A 16,385-nucleotide genomic window follows, 5' to 3' on the forward strand; every position below is an offset into this window, starting at 1 on the left:
CCCGGCGTAAAAAAAATGGCTGGCCCGGCCCTATTGCTACTGGCTGTTTTCCTGCTGAGCGCCTGCGACCCCGGCGGTTCAGCCCTGCGGATAATGATTACCGACAACCGGCAGATAGAGCCCGAGATTCTGCAGGGTGCGATTGAGGAGCGTTCATCGGTACGGTTCGAGCTCGCTGAGGTACCCGAAAACATGGGGCCGCTGCAGGCCCTGACCGAGAACAGGGCTGATCTGGCACTGGTGGAAAATAACGTGCCATTCAGGCCCGGCATTCGCGCGGTACTTCCCACCTTTGAGAGCGTGCTCCACCTCGCCGTCCGCAAGACCTATTTCGAAGACAACCCGCACAGGACACTGGAAAACGCCAATTTCTACGTCGCCAATCGCTCATCGGCGGGGCAAACCTTCGTCGAGTTGGTCATGCAACGGGACGGTTTCGAGCCGGGACAGTACCGGGTGACCCCGGTGTTCGAGGAAAACGACACCGACTTCATTATTTATTTCGGCCCCATCAACCCGGGCAATACCGCCTGGCTGCGCGAGGGCTTTGCGATGGTGTCGCTGGGCGCCAGTCTCAACCCGCGGCGCAAATTTTACGAAGAAGGGATTGGTTATAACGCCCCCGGTATGCGACCCAAGGTGATCCCGGCGCTGACCTACGACCTGCCCGGCAACGAGGAATCGCTGCTGAGCGTAGCCGTGGATACGCTGCTGGTTACCCGCAAACAGGTGCCGGAATCAACCATCTACGAACTGACCCGAACCTTCCTGGTGCAGAAACCCAGGCTGACCTCGATGGCGCCGCACCTGTTTGCAGGGATCAATGAATCCTTCGACCCACTGGACCTGAACTTCCCCTTACACCGGGGAGCACGCGCCTATCTGGAACGGGATGATCCGGGCTTTATCGAACGCTATGCCGAAACCATCAACATGCTGGTGTATGTCTCCTTCCTGTTGATATCGGCTTTTCTCGCCTTCGCCCGCTGGCGTGACCACAGGAAAAAGGACCGCGTTGACGTATTCTACCGGCGGGTGTTCGAGGTGAGGGACGGCATGGGTGATGCCAGCGCCGGGAAAAAACTGGAAATGCTGGATGATATCGAACGGGAAGCCTTCGAATCCCTGATCAGGGAAAAACTCTCGGCCAATGAGAGCTTCAGGATTTTCACCGACCTGCTGGCGCGGACCCGACAGGAGATTCGTGAACGCCAGCCTTGACCGTCGAGCAGGCGGCCCGGCCGCCGGCCCTAGAAGTAAACGTTCAGACCCAGTGCCGGTCCCTGCTGATCGCCGTCGAACACATAACCGCCGGTCGCACTGCGGCCATTGTCATAGTCGGTGTCAAGATAACGATAGCCTCCGAAGATTGAACCCCAGTCATTGAATCGGTAATTGAGGAAGACGGCCCCGTGCAGGGATGAATTGTCGCTGTCGCCATAACCGTAATCGCCGCGCAGTCGCCAGCTCCAGCGATCAGTGACATGAAAGGTGTAACGCAGGCCAGCCACACCCTGCCACCAGTCGTCCCCGGCACGCAACTTGTCAGGCAGGGGCACAATGCCCGGGCCGCCGCTGCGTGAAATTTCCATGTCGATATCATGCTCCGCATAGCGGATAGCGCCCAGCAGTTCCCAGGTGGAGTCACCGCTTTGCGCAAAGGCCCACAATGCCCCCGCCTCCCACAGGGTGTCTTCGAACTCGATGTCGGTCTGTATCTCCACGGGGCCGACGTTGGCGACCGTGGTCGGCTTCAGCTTGGCGTTATTGTACTCGGCGTAAAGGGTCAGGTTGTTTTTACGCGCCTCGAAGTGAAAGGCGTAGGCCGAATCGAGGTTGTCGAGTATATCGTCCCTGAAATCCAGCTCCAGGGGCGTCTCGCGCTCACCAACGGCAGACTTGCCCTCAATATTTTTCGCCCACAGATAAAGCGGGGAGAGGGTGAATTCCCAGCGTTCATCCGCTGCCGCCTGGGCAGGAATGCCCAGCGCCAGCAGCACTACCGTAAAACAGGTCCTTGTGTTGAAGGTCAGAAAAGGTTTCATTGCTACACTCCCGATCTTGGCCACTGTAGTCTAGTCCCAATTACTCAAATCGGGTATCAGATCATGGTCCCCGCGCTGTCCAGAAGAGCAGGAACGGCAACAGGGGGAGTTGCGGGGCACGTTGGCCACTGCTATTGACCGCACAAGTGGGGGCTGAAACACTAGATCGCCTGCGCTGCCACCCGGAAAGGAGTTTGTCGATGCTTAGCCGCAGAAAACTGCTCACTGCAGGTGCCGCCGCAGTGGCGCTGTCACCGCTGCTGGGCCGGGCCGGGCCCGGTTCGCCTGCCCTGATCACCCGGCCCATTCCCAGCAGCGGGGAACTGCTGCCGGTCATCGGCATGGGTACTTCGCGAACCTTCGATGCAGGTGCCGACGCCGCCACCATCGCCAGGCTGACCGAGATCATGAAGCTGTTCTTTACCGGTGGCGGTGCAGTGATTGATTCGTCTCCCATGTACGGCGAAGCGGAAGCCCGGGTCGGTGATGTACTGCGCAATATGGACAGGACGCCGGCACTTTTTGCCGCCACCAAGGTATGGACAGAAGGCCGGGAGGAAGGCATTGTCCAGATGCAGCAGTCGGCCCGGCGCATGAACGTGAAGCGCTTCGACCTGATTGCGGTGCATAATCTGGTCGACTGGAAGACCCAGCTGGCGACCCTCAGGGCGTGGAAGAGTGAAGGAAAGGTTCGCTATATCGGGATTACCACATCACACGGGCGCTATCACCCAGAGCTACTGGACATCATGCGCAGGGAACCCCTGGACTTTGTCCAGTTCAGCTACAACATCGACAATCGGATTGCCGAGGAAGCCCTGCTGCCGCTGGCCCGGGATAACGGCATCGCCACCATGATCAACCGCCCCTTCCAGCGCGGCGCCCTGTTCCGGCGTTCAGGTGACACGCCATTGCCGGAGGTGGCCGGCGACCTCGACTGTAGCAGTTGGGGCCAGTTTTATCTCAAGTTCATTCTCGGCCATCCGGCGGTCACCTGCCTGATTCCCGCCACGTCCAGAACCCACCATATGGAGGACAATATGGGTGCCAATGTCGGCCGCGTGCCAGATGCTGTCCAACGGGCTGAAATGCTGCGCGTGTTCAACGCGCTCCCCGCCTGATGAATCGCGACAACCCCAATCTGCTGGAACGTCTGCTCCGGCGCGCCTGCAAGATCGAGCAGGCGGAAGTGAGGGCCACCCTGGCCTCCTTTGCCCTGGTACTGGTGTTAATGGCCGCCTACTACATTCTGCGACCGGTGCGGGATGCCATGGCCAGCGACTGGACAGACGCGGAAGTCAGCTGGCTGTGGACATTCACATTCTTTTTCAGCGCAGTCGCGGTATCACTGTACGGCGCGGCCGTTGCCCGTATCAATGTGCGCAGGCTGGTACCGGGCGTCTACGGGTTTTTTGCCCTGAGTTTTGCCCTGTTCTATCTCGGCACCCAGCTACTCGAAGACCGCACCCTGGTGGACAAGAGTTTTTATGTCTGGGTCAGCGTGTTCAGCCTGTTCCATATCTCGGTGTTCTGGAGCTTTATGGCCGATACCTTCAGCCAGCCCCAGTCCACCCGCCTGTTCGCCTTTATCGGCGCCGGCGCCAGCGTCGGCGCGATCGCCGGCCCTGCCCTGGCCACGTTGCTGGCCGGCCAGGGAAACACCGATCCACTGCTGCTGATAGCCGCGGCCACCATCATCGCCACTCTGCCGCTGGTGATCTGGGTACAGCGGCTGAAAATCAGTGACCTGGGCAATACCGGCGTTACCGCGGGCCAGGATGATTTTGAATACATCGGCGGCAATCCCTTCGCCGGGTTTGCCGAGTTCATCAGTAATCCCTATCTGCTGGGCATCGGCCTGTTCATTTTCCTGTACACCTCCATCGGCTCCTTTGTCTATTTCGAACTGAAGAACCTGATGGCGGACTACAGCCGCGCCGAACGCGCCCAGATCTGGGCCAGCGTGGACCTGGTAGTGAACACCCTCACCCTGATGATCGCCATGTTCGCCACCGGGCGAATCGCCAGCCGCATGGGTCTGTCCTTCACCCTCGCCTCAGTCCCCGTGGTGATTGGCCTGGGGATGCTGATGCTGATGGCGGCACCCGCGGTGGCCACGGTGGTGTTGCTGCAGATCGTGCGCCGGGCGGGCAACTACGCGATTTCCAGGCCGGCCAGGGAGATGCTGTTTACCGCGGTTGACCGGGAAACCCGTTTCAAAGCCAAACCGGTCATCGATATCGTGGTTTATCGCGGCGGCGACATGCTCAATGCCTGGGGATTCACCGCCCTCACCCAGGGACTGGGTCTCGGTATTGCCGCCACCGCCGGTGTCGGCGCCGGCATTGCATTTTTATGGGCGGGAACAGGCATAGCACTGGGACGCGCCTTCAAACGCAAAGCCGAAGCCGGTCAGGCAGTGCCAGCAGACCCCTGAACACCGCTTCACGCACCACAATCGCGCACAACAAGTCCGAATTATTGAGCCACAGGCGGCTGAAACCGGGCCGACTACCCGCAAGCCATTCCCAGCGCCGGTCCCGTGGCTATACTTCAGGCTCACAAAATCGTAGCAAGGTGTGATCATGGCAACTGCAGAAGAATACGGCCTGGGCCCCAATCAGTTTCCCCGCGGCTGGTTTATCGTCGCAGAGAGTTCAGAGCTCGACGCCGGCCCGCTGGCGGTGCGTTTCTGGGGGCGCGACCTGGCGTTGTACCGCGGCGAATCCGGCAAGCCGGTCATGCTGGACGCCTACTGCGCCCATATGGGCACGCATCTGACGGCCAGCACCAGCGCCATGATCGTCAAGAACGGCGAGCAGATCGAGGGCGATTCCATCCGCTGCCCCTACCACGGCTGGCGCTACAACGAGCACGGTGATGTCGATGATATCCCCTACCACGATGGCCCCTGCCCCAAGTCCGCGTCCATCCGCTCCTATCCGGTAGTCGACAACATGGGCTGCATCATGGCCTGGTTTGACCCCGACGGCCGCGACCCCGACTACGATGCCCCCTTCCTCAAGGAGTGGGACGATCCCCAGTGGGTGAACTGGAAGCTGGACCACCTGGGCGTTCTGGATATCCACTCCCAGGAGATACTCGACAATATGGCGGATTGCCGCCACCTGGGGCCCACTCACGGCGCGCCCAGTGAGTATTTTGAAAACGAGATCAATAACGAGATTTATGTACAGCGCCAGGGCGGCCCCATGCAGTTGTACGAGACCTACCTGTACACCACGACCTGGTACACCGGCCCCGGCATTCTGCTGTCCAAGCAGGTGTGGGCCGACACCGTGGTCTATGAGTTGATTGCCAACACTCCGGTGGACGACGGCAGGACCCAGTGCTGGCACGGTTGCCTGTACAAGGGCTCAGCCAATCCGGCCAGCGCCGAAGATGTGGAGGCGGCAGTCCAGATCCAGGCGGGGGCACTGGAAGCCTTCGGTGCCGATTTCAATGTCTGGGCCAACAAGCGCCCGGCACTGAAGATCATGCAGATGAAGACCGATGGCCCGTTCAGGATTGGCAGGAAGTGGTACCAGCAGTTTTTCGCCACGCCGGAAGAGGCCGCGAAGATCCGCGAGGAGGTCAATGGTACCCACCCCACCCAGGGGATGATCAGCCCCGCCGCGGCCAATCACAGCATTGACGACGGGCTCCCCTTCTAAATCCGGGGTCAGAGTCATATTTGGGGTCAGAGTAAAAACTCCTTTGGGCCTACCTGGTGCACAGGCGGTTCAAGGACGAGTTTTTACTCTGACCCCAAATATGCCAGATATGCTCCCCACTGAAACTCCCGTCCATAAAAAGAGTCTACTACCCTGATGGTCGTCCCGGCTGAAACAGCAGCGGGGCGCCAGCGCAAGCCAAAAAAACTCCCGCAGCCCAATCCCTGCGGCTAGAATACATCCTCCGGCCCACTGACAGACCCGACCATGAGAAAACTGCTGCTTACCCTCCTTGCCCTGACTCTGCTGCCCGCCTGCGCCACCAGCCCCACCGGGCGCTCGCAGCTGATGCTGATTTCCCCGGAAGCGGCCATCGTTGAGTCGAAGAAGGCTTACCTCAGTACGGTGAGCCAGCTGGACCAGGAAAACAAACTGGTGGATGACCCAAAGCTGGTGGACAAGGTCGCGACCATTAGCGGACGGCTGGTTACCGTGGCCCGGCAGAAGTACCCCCAGTCGACCAACTGGGAATGGAGTGTTGCCATTATCGACGACCCGGAAACGGTCAATGCCTGGTGCATGGCGGGTGGCCGCATGGCGGTATATACCGGGCTGTTCAACAAGCTCAAGCTGACCGATGACGAGTTTGCCCAGATCATGGGCCACGAGATCTCCCACGCCCTGGCCAACCACACCGCCGAGCGCATGTCCCGGGCCATGGCCACCTCCCTCGGCGTGGTCGCGGTCGGTGTTGCCTCGGATAATTCCGGCGCCGCCATGATGGGCGCGGCAGCGGCCGCCAAGATCGCACTGGAGTTGCCCAACAGCCGCACAGCGGAGCTGGAAGCGGACCACCTGGGTATGCGCCTGGCCACCCTCGCCGGCTATGAACCCGATGCCGCGATTACCCTCTGGCAGAAAATGGCCAGGTCCGGTGGTTCCGCGCCCCCCGAGTTTTTGAGTACCCACCCGGCCCCGGGGAACCGGGAAGCACAGCTGGCAGGAATGATTGCGGAAATGCGCGGGCTCAATCCCGATGGTCGAATGGCGCCGGTGGCGCCGGTGGAGATAGTCCGCTAACACGCACCTGCACTACCCCTTTAGAGTAGTCGCAATGGCCCTGGGATTAGGTGACACTTCGCCGGATTGTGAACCGCCAATTCTGGAGACTAGTCATGCTGGTAGGTGTACCCAAAGAAATAAAAACCCTGGAATTCCGCGTCGGCCTGACCACGGGCTCTGTAGAGGAGCTGGTGCATCATGGCCACCAGGTGATCGTCGAAACCAATGCCGGGGAAGGTGTTGGCCTTACCGATGAGTTGTATCGCGCCGCCGGCGCTGAAATCGTCGCCAGCGCCGAGGAGGTTTTCCAGCGCGCAGACATGGTGGTCAAGGTCAAGGAACCCCAGCCCAACGAATGCCGCATGCTGCGCGAGGGGCAGGTCCTGTTCACCTACCTCCACCTCGCCCCGGACCCCGAGCAGACCCGGCTGTTGAAGGAATCCGGCTGCATTGCCATCGCCTATGAAACCGTTACCGACCGCAGGGGTCACCTGCCCCTGCTGTCTCCCATGAGCGAAGTGGCGGGCCGCATGTCCATTCAGGCTGGCGCCCACGCGCTGGAAAAACACAAGGGTGGCTCGGGCATGTTGCTGGGCGGCGTGCCAGGCGTGGAAGCCGCGCGCGTGGTGGTGATCGGCGGCGGCGTGGTGGGCACCAACGCGATTCGCATGGCCATGGGCATGGAGGCACATGTCACCGTGCTGGACCGCTCCCTGGATCGGCTGAAGGAGCTGGATTTCCAGTTCGGCTGCATGCTCAACACCATTTACTCCACCCGTGAATCCCTGTGGAAACATGTCACCGGCGCCGACCTGGTGATCGGCGCAGTGCTGGTGCCCGGTGCCGCAGCACCCAAGCTGGTGAGCCGAGAAATGTTGCGCGAGATGCGCCCCGGCTCGGTGGTTGTGGATGTCGCGATCGACCAGGGCGGTTGCTTCGAGACCAGCCGTGCCACCACCCACCAGGACCCCACCTACGTTGAAGAGGGTGTTGTGCATTACTGCGTGGCCAACATGCCCGGCGGCGTGGCCCGCACCTCGACCTTTGCCCTCAACAACGCCACCCTGCCATTCACCCTGGCACTGGCGGATAAAGGCTACCGGCAGGCACTGGCGGATGACGAACACCTGCGCCACGGACTCAATGTCCATCGCGGTGACATTACCTACAAGGCCGTCGCCGATGTGCTGGGCTATGACTACACCCCCGCCGAGCAGGTACTGGGGATTTAACAACTGGCGCTCACCAGTGACGCTGGGCAGGATATGCAGGGAGACGGATAGGCTGCAGGGTTACGCTGAGCCGCCCCCGGTGGCTCTGGCGCCGGCGTCATCAATGAACCAACAGGCCCCGCCCTGGTCCAACCAGTGTTTCCCGCTGTGAATTACTTAAAGAGATTGCCCATGAAGCTAACACGTCTATTGAGTGTCGTACTACTGCTCAGCATTGCCCCTCCACTTCTCGCAGACAAGCCCAAGTGGGCCGGTGAGGGTGGCCAGCCCACAGCGCGCGAGAAGGAACAGCACAAGGAGGAAATGACCTCCAAGAACGAGGACAAAAAGAACAAAAGCAGCAAGGACAAAAACAAAAACAAAAACAAAAAAGACGATAAAGACTGGGACGACATCGAGGACGATGTTCGCGACAAGGTAGCTGACGAGGTGGACAGGAAAATCAGGGGTAACTGAACCCTTCCCCCGCTTTCACGCCCTCACCAGCCGGCGTTACTGATAGTCCCCGTCGTGCTCGCCCAGCATCGGCGGCGGGCTGCGATAGGCCACCGGTGTGCGAGACAGCTTGATCGGGTTGCCCACCAGCTGCAATTCGCTGTTCTGCGGGTGAGGCACATTGACCTGCATCCCCCGCGCCTGGATCTGGGGCTCGGCAAAGACTTCCGCCACGGTATTGATCGGCCCCGCCGGGACATTGGCGGCTTCCAGCAGGGCTATCCACTCATCCTTGTCCCGCTCGAGCATTTTCGCCTGCAACAGGGGCGCCAGCGCATCGCGATTTTTCACCCGGTCCCGGTTGGTTAGAAAGCGCGTATCTTCAGCGAGTTCGGGCGCGCCGATGACGTCACAGTAGCGCCTGAACTGGCCGTCATTACCCACCGCCACGATCAGGTGTCCGTCGCGGGCGACAAAGCTCTGGTAGGGCACGATATTCGGGTGGGCATTGCCCAGGCGAGTGGGATTGAGCCCCCCCACCAGATAATTGGTTGCCTGGTTGGCCAGGGTGGCCGCGGTGACATCCAGCAGCGCCAGGTCGACGTGCTGGCCCAGGCCCGATTTCTCCCGCTCGGCCAGTGCCGCCTGTATGCCAATCACCGCGTACAGGCCGGTCATGATATCGGTCAGGGCCACCCCCACTTTCTGCGGCCCGGCACCCGGCTCGCCATCCGCCGCGCCGGTGACGCTCATCAGCCCGCCCATGGCCTGGACCAGGAAATCGTAGCCCGGACGACTGGCGAGGGGGCCGGTCTGGCCAAAACCGGTGATTGAGCAGTAGACGATACCCGGGTTGATCGCCGCCAGGCTGGCGTAATCCAGGCCATACCTGGCCGCGCCCCCCACCTTGAAGTTCTCAATAACCACGTCACAGTCGGTGGCCAGCTTCCGCAGCCGGGCCTGGCCCTGCGCGGTCCTCATGTCGACCCGGATTGAACGTTTGTTGCGGTTGGCGCACATGAAATAGGCGGACTCGTCGGTATCCCTGCCCTGCTCGTCGGGCATATAGGGAGGCCCCCAGTGGCGGGTATCATCACCGCCTTCAGGGTTTTCCACCTTGATCACCTCGGCGCCCAGGTCACCGAGGATCTGGCTCGCCCACGGACCCGCAAGAATACGGGACAGATCCAGTACTTTCAGGTGTGACAAGGCGCCCATCAGAACGCGGGGATATCAGTCTGGGTGCGACCCAGGATCAGCGCGTGGACGTCATGGGTCCCCTCGTAGGTGTTGACCACTTCGAGGTTCACCATGTGTCGCATGATGGGGTATTCGTCCGAGATGCCATTGCCGCCCAGCATATCGCGGGCGGTGCGGGCGATATCCAGCGCCTTGCCGCAGGAGTTGCGCTTGATCAGGGAGATCAGTTCGGGAGCAATCTGGCCGGCGTCCATTAACTGCCCGGCTCGCAGGCAACCCTGCAACGCCAGGGCAATTTCCGTTTGCATGTCCGCCAGCTTCAGCTGTACCAGTTGCTTGGACGCCAGCGGTACGCCAAATTGCTTGCGCTCCATGGTGTAATCGCGCGCCGTATGCCAGCAGGTTTCCGCCGCGCCCATCGCGCCCCAGGCGATACCATAGCGGGCATTGTTGAGGCAGCCGAACGGCCCCTTCAGGCCTTCCACATTGGGCAACAGGTTTTCCTCGGGAACGAACACTTCATCCATCACGATTTCGCCGGTGACCGATGCCCGCAGTGCCAGCTTGCCTTCGATCTTGGGCGCTGAGAGCCCCGCCATGCCCTTTTCCAGGATAAAGCCGCGAATCTTGTTATCGTCGGTTTTGGCCCACACCACAAAGACATCGGCGAAGGGACTGTTGGTAATCCACATCTTGGCACCGCTCAGGCTGTAACCTCCCGCCACCGTCCGGGCTCGGGTTACCATACTGCCCGGGTCGGAACCGTGATCGGGCTCGGTCAGGCCAAAGCAGCCAATCCACTCGCCGGTGGCCAGCCTGGGCAGGTACTTTTCCCGCTGGCTCTCGCTGCCGTAGGCGTAGATGGGGTACATCACCAGCGAGGACTGCACACTCATCATCGAGCGGTAACCGGAATCCACCCGCTCAACTTCGCGCGCGGCAAGACCATAGGATATGTAGTCAACGCCCGGGCAGCCGTAGCCGTCGATGGTGGAACCCAACAGGCCCATGTCACCCATCTCACGGAAAATATTCGGGTCGGTCTGCTCGGCGCGAAATGCCTCGCGCACCCGCGGCAGTAACCTGTCCTGGGCATACTGCCGGGCGCTCTGCTGCACCATGCGCTGTTCATCACTGAGTTGCTGGTCAAGCAGGAAGGGATCCTGCCAGTTGAGTTTCTGCCATTTCTTGCCGGCCATGTGGGGTACTCCGCACGGGTTGGGGATAGGTGAGAGAAGATAGCAGATGTTTTGCAATTTATATAATATATATACTTTATTATTTATATATATTTTATATATAGTATAGTCGCGATGCCCCGCCTGACACACCCATCGGCTCGGCGGGATGACGCACCCACACCCACCCGGGACACGCCATGGACCTGCGCAAGCTCGAGATATTCACCGCCGTGGCCCGCAGCGGCAGCTTCAGCGCCGCGGCGCAGCAACTGCACATGGCGCAACCCGCCGTCAGTATCGCAGTGCGCAAGCTGGAGGAATCCCTGGGCATCACCCTGTTCGACCGCAGCGGGCGCACGATAGCACTGACCGCAGAGGGTGAGGCGCTGGTCGGCCGGGCCCAGTCAATTCTGCTGCAGGTCGAAGAACTCGAGGCCTCGGCGGGTGATCTCCGGGGTTTGCTGCGGGGGGAACTGAGTATCGCCTGCCCTTCCATGCTCGCCACCTATTTCCTCCCCGACCTGCTCAGCGGTTTTCTGGCGCAACACCCCGGGCTTACCGCCTCTGTCACCCAGGCCGGCACCACCCAGATCGAGGAGATGCTGCTGCGCGACGAGATCGAGCTGGGCGTCACCTCTGCCCAGGGCACCCCAGAGCTCGAGCGACTGCCGCTGGTGATAGAACAAATGGTGGTCTGCGTCGGTGAGAACCATCCCTGGTCCAGGCGCCGCAGCCTCAAGATAGACGACCTGCACGAAGCGCCCATGGTGGTCTACGAGAGCGGGTATTTCATTCGCGCCCAGTTGGACCAGCTCTGCCACGCTGCCTCTGTCGAGCCGGAGCTGCGCGTCCAGAGCAATTTCCTGCCGCTGCTGGTGCGCATGGTCAAACAGGGCATGGGGGTCACTGTCGGGCTGCAAACCCTGGCGGAACAGGAGCCCGGTATCGTCGGAATTCCCCTGTCACCCAGGGCCGAGGTACCCATGGCGCTGGCCAGGCGCAGGGGCCGGACCATCTCCCGGGCCAACCAGGCGTTTCTGGATTGGCTAGTCGGTCAGAAAACTGCAGCCCTTGCAGCCGGCGCACGCCAGTCCTGAGACCAGCAGCTGTGGCTCAAACAGGGACTTGAGGAAGAGGGAGACAAAACGGTCGGTATCCGCCGCGTTCAATAAACCATCTTCATTGAGGTCCATGGCGTTGGGGTGGATGGGTGCACCGGGCTGGCTGAGGCACGTCAACTGCGCCGGGGCGGATTCCAGCTGGATACAACTGGAAAAATTCACCCAGTCTTCGACATCGACCCGTTGGTCGTTATTCATGTCGATATCGCAGCGGTTGCCGATTCCGTCCTGATCCCAGTCCCACTGCAAGGGATTCCACAGTCGCTTGCAGTTGTCACAGGCGTCACCAATGCCATCACCCCTGATCCTGCCAGCATAAAGGTCAGAATCGGCCTGATCGGGATTGTAATGCAGTGGGCAGTTGTCAGCCTGCACGGGAACCGACCCTTCACCGAGCGTTAAATTGGGCACACCATCCCGGTCCAGGTCTTCAGCGAGGGTGTCGGCGTAAACCAGAAATGCCCGCTTGGTTCGATAGGACTGGGATGCCGGGCCTGTCATGCCGTTGATACTGATCGCCCAGTGATCGAAATCCCGGGCGCTCCTGGCAATCCTGTCATCCTCAGTCAGCGGGAACTCCACATCCGCCGCCCACCAGTTGATGACGAAAAACAGGGGGTGCACCAGAGGCTGCCCGGGCAGGAACTCAAATTCAAGTAATTGCCTGGCGTACAGCGCCTGTTCCCCTTCCTGGATGTACCGCCCTCGGGGCGAATTACACTGGTCGGTATTGAACAGGAAAGGTTTCCAGGTACCCCAGCCAGACTCGGTGATGGCAATGGGTGTGAGAGCAAACTCAAGTTTGCCTTCCTTGAGGTGGCTCCGAGCTGCTGTCAACAGCTCTCGCAGGTCAGATCCAGCGGGATTCACCGGGCCGGCTGAACCCGGATCAGCAGCGCGTGACGGGTAGGTGGAAATTCCAATCAGTGTCGGAGCCGCAGGATGGTATTCACGATGGACTTTCCAGAATTCGGCGATGTGTCCCGCCGTCGCCAGATCTATCTGACAGCTGAATTCGGACCCCGGATCACAATCAACCGCGTACTCGAGGCGCCAGCTGGGGAAAACAGCGACTTCAGGGTTGTCCACATACACCGCCCGGACAATTTCCCGATAGGTCGGCATAAAGCCCTCATCCGGAACAGTAGGCGACAGACGGTAGTTAAGCTCCCGCCAGGGGGTGAAGAAACTGGCAGCGTAATGCTGGATCAGAAAACGGCTGAGGCGACCATAAGCCCGGGCGACCTCCGGAGACGCAAAACTCACCTCTCCGGCGGAAACGAACTGATCAGGATACTCCCCATTGAGGTCTCGCAGTGGTCGTAAATGGCCTTTACAGGGTGCATGGGGCCAGCAGTCGGCCAGCTGGGCATGGAGGAACAGGGGTTTGTTATCACGCACCAGGGCCGCATTCTGTTTGATGCGATCCAGGTAGCACAGCCACTCCACCGGGGTATCCACATCCTCCAGGCGATCGGCGCAGTGACTGCCGTGACCCATGCGGGCACGTAACTGCTCATAGCTGCAGTGCCTGCCCCCGCAGTCGCGAAGGAAAGGCTGCCAGGGAACTCCCTGCAACCCCACGGTCTCGTCGTCAAAATTTTTCAGCCCGTTTATGGCCACGATACTGCTGTGCCGGGCGAGGATCTGCGAGATGTCCCGCTGCAAACCCACCTCACCCAGAGGCTCGGCAAAGGCATCCCACGCCTGCATGTCATAGTAGGTGTAACCCACGAGCACATCTGCGCGCGACGCCAGGGAAAGGAAAATCAGGAATATCTTTATGGTGTTTTTGTACAATACCAATCCCTCCTTAGACTGGTGCCGACGATATTAGCACTTGCCAGCCAACAGCAACATGACCAGAATCAAGCAATAGCGGTGGCCAGAATGCTCCATATCGCCCGGGGTGCGGTTGCCAACCCATGTTTCACTGCGAGTTTCACTGCCTAAATGCCCACGCTCGATATTTTCAGCAAGCACCTCGCCCGCCTGATCCCGGCGACAGGAAGCGCCGAATATCCCGCCATGCTGGTGGCCATGCTGCGGGAGCTGGTGCCGGTGGATGACGCCAGCGTCATTTTCTATCCGGAGCGGGAGCTACCGGTGGTCGAGTACTTTGAGGTCAACGACGCTGGCGGGGAATCCACCCTGGATGTCTTTGTGAAGGGCCCCTTCCTGCTGGACCCGTACTATCTCGCGGCGACGGCGGAAGCGCGTTTTGGTGTTTTCCGGCTGCGCGACCTCTCGCCCACGGGCTTCAAGGACAGCGAATATTACAAGGCCTGGTACCGCAACTGCGGCTACCAGGACGAATGCGGCTTTGTAATCCCCACGTCCGGTGACGGTTTCGTCAACATCGCCCTGGGTAAAACCGCCGCCCGGGCCAGCTTTACCAAGCGCGAGCTGCGCATCCTGGCGGATGTATACCCCACCGTAGAGGCCGTCTGCCAGCAGCACTGGACGGAGCGCAGTGCGGAAGACAACGGCGTCAACCTGAGGGCCCAGCTGCACAGCGCCCTCGAGTCCTTCGGCTCCAGCCTGCTGACCGAACGGGAAACCCAGGTGATCAACCTCGTGTTACACGGTCACAGCACCAAAACCGTGGCCGACAAGCTCTCGATATCCATGGAGACGGTGAAGCTGCACCGCAAACACGCCTACGCCAAACTGGAAGTTTCCTCCCAGGCGGAGCTCTTCTACCTGTTCCTCGACTCGCTGATGAGTGCCCGGGACTACGAGGGCGGCGATACCCTGGTGGCCTATATGCAGCCACCGCCAAAACACTGAGTACTCAATGAACAAGATACAACCGGAGCAGGCCGCTGAGTTGCAGGCCTTGATGAAACGCGGCTTTGCCGCCCTTGCCAGCGGCCGCATCGAGGAGGCGGGAGACTGCTGCCAGCAGGCGCTGAAAATACAACCCGACCTGGTACAGGCGCACTTCCTGGTGGGCCTGGTGGGACTGGAAACAAAAGACCGGGCGACAGCCTTTCGCGCCTTCCAGTCTGTGGTCAAGCTGGACAAGGACCACGCCGCAGCCTGGGCGCAACTGGCGCGTATGTATATGTCAGAAGGACAGGTCAACAAGGCCGATGCCGCGCTGCGAGAGACCCAGCGTATCCGCCCCACCGACCCCATTGTGCTGGACCTGATCGGTATGACCCTGTCACAGATGGGCGAGTATGGCGTGGCCAAAGCGTTTTTTGCGAGGGCCAATACGTCCAGACCCAATCACCCGCCCTACATGCTCAACCTGGCCAATAACCTGGTCTACCACGGCGACACTGAAACCGCCGACATCATCTTCCGTGATGTCATTCGCATTCTCCCGGATTCTCCCCAGGCTCACTGGGCCCTGGCCGGTTCAGCAAAGGCCCGGGACGGCGAGCATATCGACCAGATGCGCGCGCTGGCGGCAAAGCACGACAATAATCCCCGGGCGCAGGCTTTCTACCTGTACGCTATCGGCAAAGAGTGCGAAGACCTCAAACGCTGGGACGAAGCCTTCGAGGCCTTCAGCGCCGGTGCGGCTGCGCGCCGCAAGACGGTGGAATATGACGAGGCCGCGGAACAGGCCATGTTCGACTATCTGCAGGAGGCCTATACCCGCGAGTGGTTCGACGGCCTGCCTGAAGGCAGCCCCAACCCCTCGCCGGTATTTGTGCTGGGTCAACCCCGCACCGGCACCACCCTGGTGGAACGCATTATCGCCGCTCACTCGCAGGTTCATTCCGCCGGGGAACTGCAACAATTCGGCCTTGCCCTGCGCCGACTGTCCAACTACCGCAACCCCAGGCGTTTCACCCGGGAGCTGTTTGAGCTGGCAAAAACAACCGATCCCACCAAAGTGGGCAATATGTACCTGCAGACCAGCAGCCGCATGGCCGGTGATGCCCCGCGGTTCGTTGACAAACTGCCACAGAACTACCTGATGATACCGCTGATCCTCAAGGCCCTGCCCAATGCCAAAATCGTACACCTGGTCCGCAACCCCATGGATGCCTGCTTCGCCAGCTTCAAGCAACTGTTTGCCGATGCCTACCTGCATTCCTACCAACAGGGTGAAATGGCGCGCCACCACGCCCGCTACCGCAAACTGATGGATATCTGGCGGGAGCGTTTCCCGGGAAGGTTCTTCGACATCAGCTACGAGGAGACCGCGGCCGACCTAGAGCCCAACGCCCGCGCCCTCCTTGACTACCTGGAGTTGCCCTGGGAGGACGCCTGCCTGGAGTTTCACAAGCAGGATTCCGCTGTCTCTACCGCCAGTGCGGTACAGGTGCGTGAGCCGGCCCACACCCGCTCCATCGGTCGCTGGAAAAAGTACCAGTCGGGTCTCACCGAGATGCAGGACGAACTGCGCAAAGCAGGAATTTCCATAGAATAATTCCCACTTAACTGTTTCTACCCTATAGGGGTATATTAATACTCA

The 16,385-nt window shown here is 60.4% G+C and carries 14 protein-coding genes; 10 read left to right on the forward strand and 4 right to left on the reverse strand.

The genetic code is table 11. The annotated features are described in order from the left end of the window. Positions 1-15: 15 nt before the first annotated feature. Entirely contained in the window at positions 16-1,221 is a 1,206-nt protein-coding gene (locus E2F43_RS04105) for a TAXI family TRAP transporter solute-binding subunit (protein WP_165954188.1), read from the forward strand. A gap of 29 nt (positions 1,222-1,250) precedes the next feature. Here E2F43_RS04105 and E2F43_RS04110 read toward each other — a convergent pair whose 3' ends face one another. Beyond that, a complete protein-coding gene (locus E2F43_RS04110) occupies positions 1,251-2,045 on the reverse strand; it encodes a TonB-dependent receptor (RefSeq protein WP_133209812.1) in 795 nt (264 codons plus the stop codon). 200 nt (positions 2,046-2,245) lie between these two features. On the opposite strand from E2F43_RS04110, the gene E2F43_RS04115 reads away from it, so the two are divergent. The 6 genes from E2F43_RS04115 to E2F43_RS04140 all read left to right on the forward strand — a co-directional run bounded on the left by E2F43_RS04115 (position 2,246) and on the right by E2F43_RS04140 (position 8,469). Then, positions 2,246-3,166 (forward strand): aldo/keto reductase, encoded by a 921-nt coding sequence (locus E2F43_RS04115; protein ID WP_133209814.1) that lies wholly within the window; start codon positions 2,246-2,248, stop codon positions 3,164-3,166. Next, positions 3,166-4,482, forward strand: a complete 1,317-nt coding sequence (locus E2F43_RS04120) for an NTP/NDP exchange transporter (protein WP_165954189.1) — start codon at positions 3,166-3,168, stop codon at positions 4,480-4,482. The genes E2F43_RS04115 and E2F43_RS04120 overlap by 1 nt, the downstream gene beginning before the upstream one ends. A 148-nt stretch (positions 4,483-4,630) precedes the next feature. After that, positions 4,631-5,719 carry a Rieske 2Fe-2S domain-containing protein gene (locus E2F43_RS04125; RefSeq protein WP_133209816.1) on the forward strand — a complete coding sequence of 363 codons (1,089 nt, stop codon included), beginning with the start codon at positions 4,631-4,633 and terminating at the stop codon, positions 5,717-5,719. A 267-nt stretch (positions 5,720-5,986) separates the two neighbouring features. Next, entirely contained in the window at positions 5,987-6,799 is an 813-nt protein-coding gene (locus tag E2F43_RS04130) for a M48 family metallopeptidase (RefSeq protein ID WP_133209818.1), read from the forward strand. A 95-nt stretch (positions 6,800-6,894) separates the two neighbouring features. Further along, complete coding sequence (gene ald / locus E2F43_RS04135) at positions 6,895-8,013, forward strand: alanine dehydrogenase (protein ID WP_133209820.1); 1,119 nt, start codon at positions 6,895-6,897, stop codon at positions 8,011-8,013. Between the two features lie 171 nt (positions 8,014-8,184). Continuing rightward, positions 8,185-8,469, forward strand: a complete 285-nt coding sequence (locus E2F43_RS04140) for a hypothetical protein (RefSeq protein WP_133209823.1) — start codon at positions 8,185-8,187, stop codon at positions 8,467-8,469. 36 nt (positions 8,470-8,505) lie between these two features. Here the strand turns inward: E2F43_RS04140 and E2F43_RS04145 are convergent, their stop codons facing one another. Further along, positions 8,506-9,666 (reverse strand): CaiB/BaiF CoA transferase family protein, encoded by a 1,161-nt coding sequence (locus E2F43_RS04145; RefSeq protein WP_238946741.1) that lies wholly within the window; start codon positions 9,664-9,666, stop codon positions 8,506-8,508. Next, a complete protein-coding gene (locus E2F43_RS04150) occupies positions 9,666-10,847 on the reverse strand; it encodes an acyl-CoA dehydrogenase (protein WP_133209827.1) in 1,182 nt (393 codons plus the stop codon). The genes E2F43_RS04145 and E2F43_RS04150 overlap by 1 nt, the downstream gene beginning before the upstream one ends. A 179-nt stretch (positions 10,848-11,026) precedes the next feature. Between E2F43_RS04150 and E2F43_RS04155 the strand changes: the two genes are divergently transcribed. Further along, the gene (locus E2F43_RS04155; RefSeq protein WP_133209830.1) at positions 11,027-11,926 is read left to right on the forward strand and encodes a LysR family transcriptional regulator; all 900 of its coding nucleotides are present in this window, start codon (positions 11,027-11,029) and stop codon (positions 11,924-11,926) included. Here E2F43_RS04155 and E2F43_RS04160 read toward each other — a convergent pair. Further along, entirely contained in the window at positions 11,876-13,750 is a 1,875-nt protein-coding gene (locus tag E2F43_RS04160) for a hypothetical protein (protein WP_133209832.1), read from the reverse strand. The genes E2F43_RS04155 and E2F43_RS04160 overlap by 51 nt on opposite strands. Before the next feature lie 153 nt (positions 13,751-13,903). Here E2F43_RS04160 and E2F43_RS04165 point away from each other — a divergent pair, with 153 nt between their 5' ends. Further along, the gene (locus tag E2F43_RS04165) at positions 13,904-14,740 is read left to right on the forward strand and encodes a LuxR C-terminal-related transcriptional regulator (RefSeq protein WP_133209834.1); all 837 of its coding nucleotides are present in this window, start codon (positions 13,904-13,906) and stop codon (positions 14,738-14,740) included. Positions 14,741-14,747: 7 nt separating this feature from the next. Then, positions 14,748-16,340 carry a tetratricopeptide repeat-containing sulfotransferase family protein gene (locus E2F43_RS04170; RefSeq protein WP_133209837.1) on the forward strand — a complete coding sequence of 531 codons (1,593 nt, stop codon included), beginning with the start codon at positions 14,748-14,750 and terminating at the stop codon, positions 16,338-16,340. The last annotated feature ends 45 nt before the right edge of the window (positions 16,341-16,385 follow it).

The organism is Seongchinamella unica (genome assembly GCF_004354085.1).
Taxonomy (GTDB): Bacteria; Pseudomonadota; Gammaproteobacteria; order Pseudomonadales; family Halieaceae; genus Halioglobus; species Halioglobus unicus.

Bases quoted from the DNA above. Each gene is read 5' to 3' on its own strand.
- E2F43_RS04105 (WP_165954188.1), top strand. From the start codon at position 16: ATGGCTGGCCCGGCCCTATTGCTACTGGCTGTTTTCCTGCTGAGCGCC.
- E2F43_RS04110 (WP_133209812.1), bottom strand. From the start codon at position 2,045: ATGAAACCTTTTCTGACCTTCAACACAAGGACCTGTTTTACGGTAGTG.
- E2F43_RS04115 (WP_133209814.1), top strand. From the start codon at position 2,246: ATGCTTAGCCGCAGAAAACTGCTCACTGCAGGTGCCGCCGCAGTGGCG.
- E2F43_RS04120 (WP_165954189.1), top strand. From the start codon at position 3,166: ATGAATCGCGACAACCCCAATCTGCTGGAACGTCTGCTCCGGCGCGCC.
- E2F43_RS04125 (WP_133209816.1), top strand. From the start codon at position 4,631: ATGGCAACTGCAGAAGAATACGGCCTGGGCCCCAATCAGTTTCCCCGC.
- E2F43_RS04130 (WP_133209818.1), top strand. From the start codon at position 5,987: ATGAGAAAACTGCTGCTTACCCTCCTTGCCCTGACTCTGCTGCCCGCC.
- ald (WP_133209820.1), top strand. From the start codon at position 6,895: ATGCTGGTAGGTGTACCCAAAGAAATAAAAACCCTGGAATTCCGCGTC.
- E2F43_RS04140 (WP_133209823.1), top strand. From the start codon at position 8,185: ATGAAGCTAACACGTCTATTGAGTGTCGTACTACTGCTCAGCATTGCC.
- E2F43_RS04145 (WP_238946741.1), bottom strand. From the start codon at position 9,666: ATGGGCGCCTTGTCACACCTGAAAGTACTGGATCTGTCCCGTATTCTT.
- E2F43_RS04150 (WP_133209827.1), bottom strand. From the start codon at position 10,847: ATGGCCGGCAAGAAATGGCAGAAACTCAACTGGCAGGATCCCTTCCTG.
- E2F43_RS04155 (WP_133209830.1), top strand. From the start codon at position 11,027: ATGGACCTGCGCAAGCTCGAGATATTCACCGCCGTGGCCCGCAGCGGC.
- E2F43_RS04165 (WP_133209834.1), top strand. From the start codon at position 13,904: ATGCCCACGCTCGATATTTTCAGCAAGCACCTCGCCCGCCTGATCCCG.
- E2F43_RS04170 (WP_133209837.1), top strand. From the start codon at position 14,748: ATGAACAAGATACAACCGGAGCAGGCCGCTGAGTTGCAGGCCTTGATG.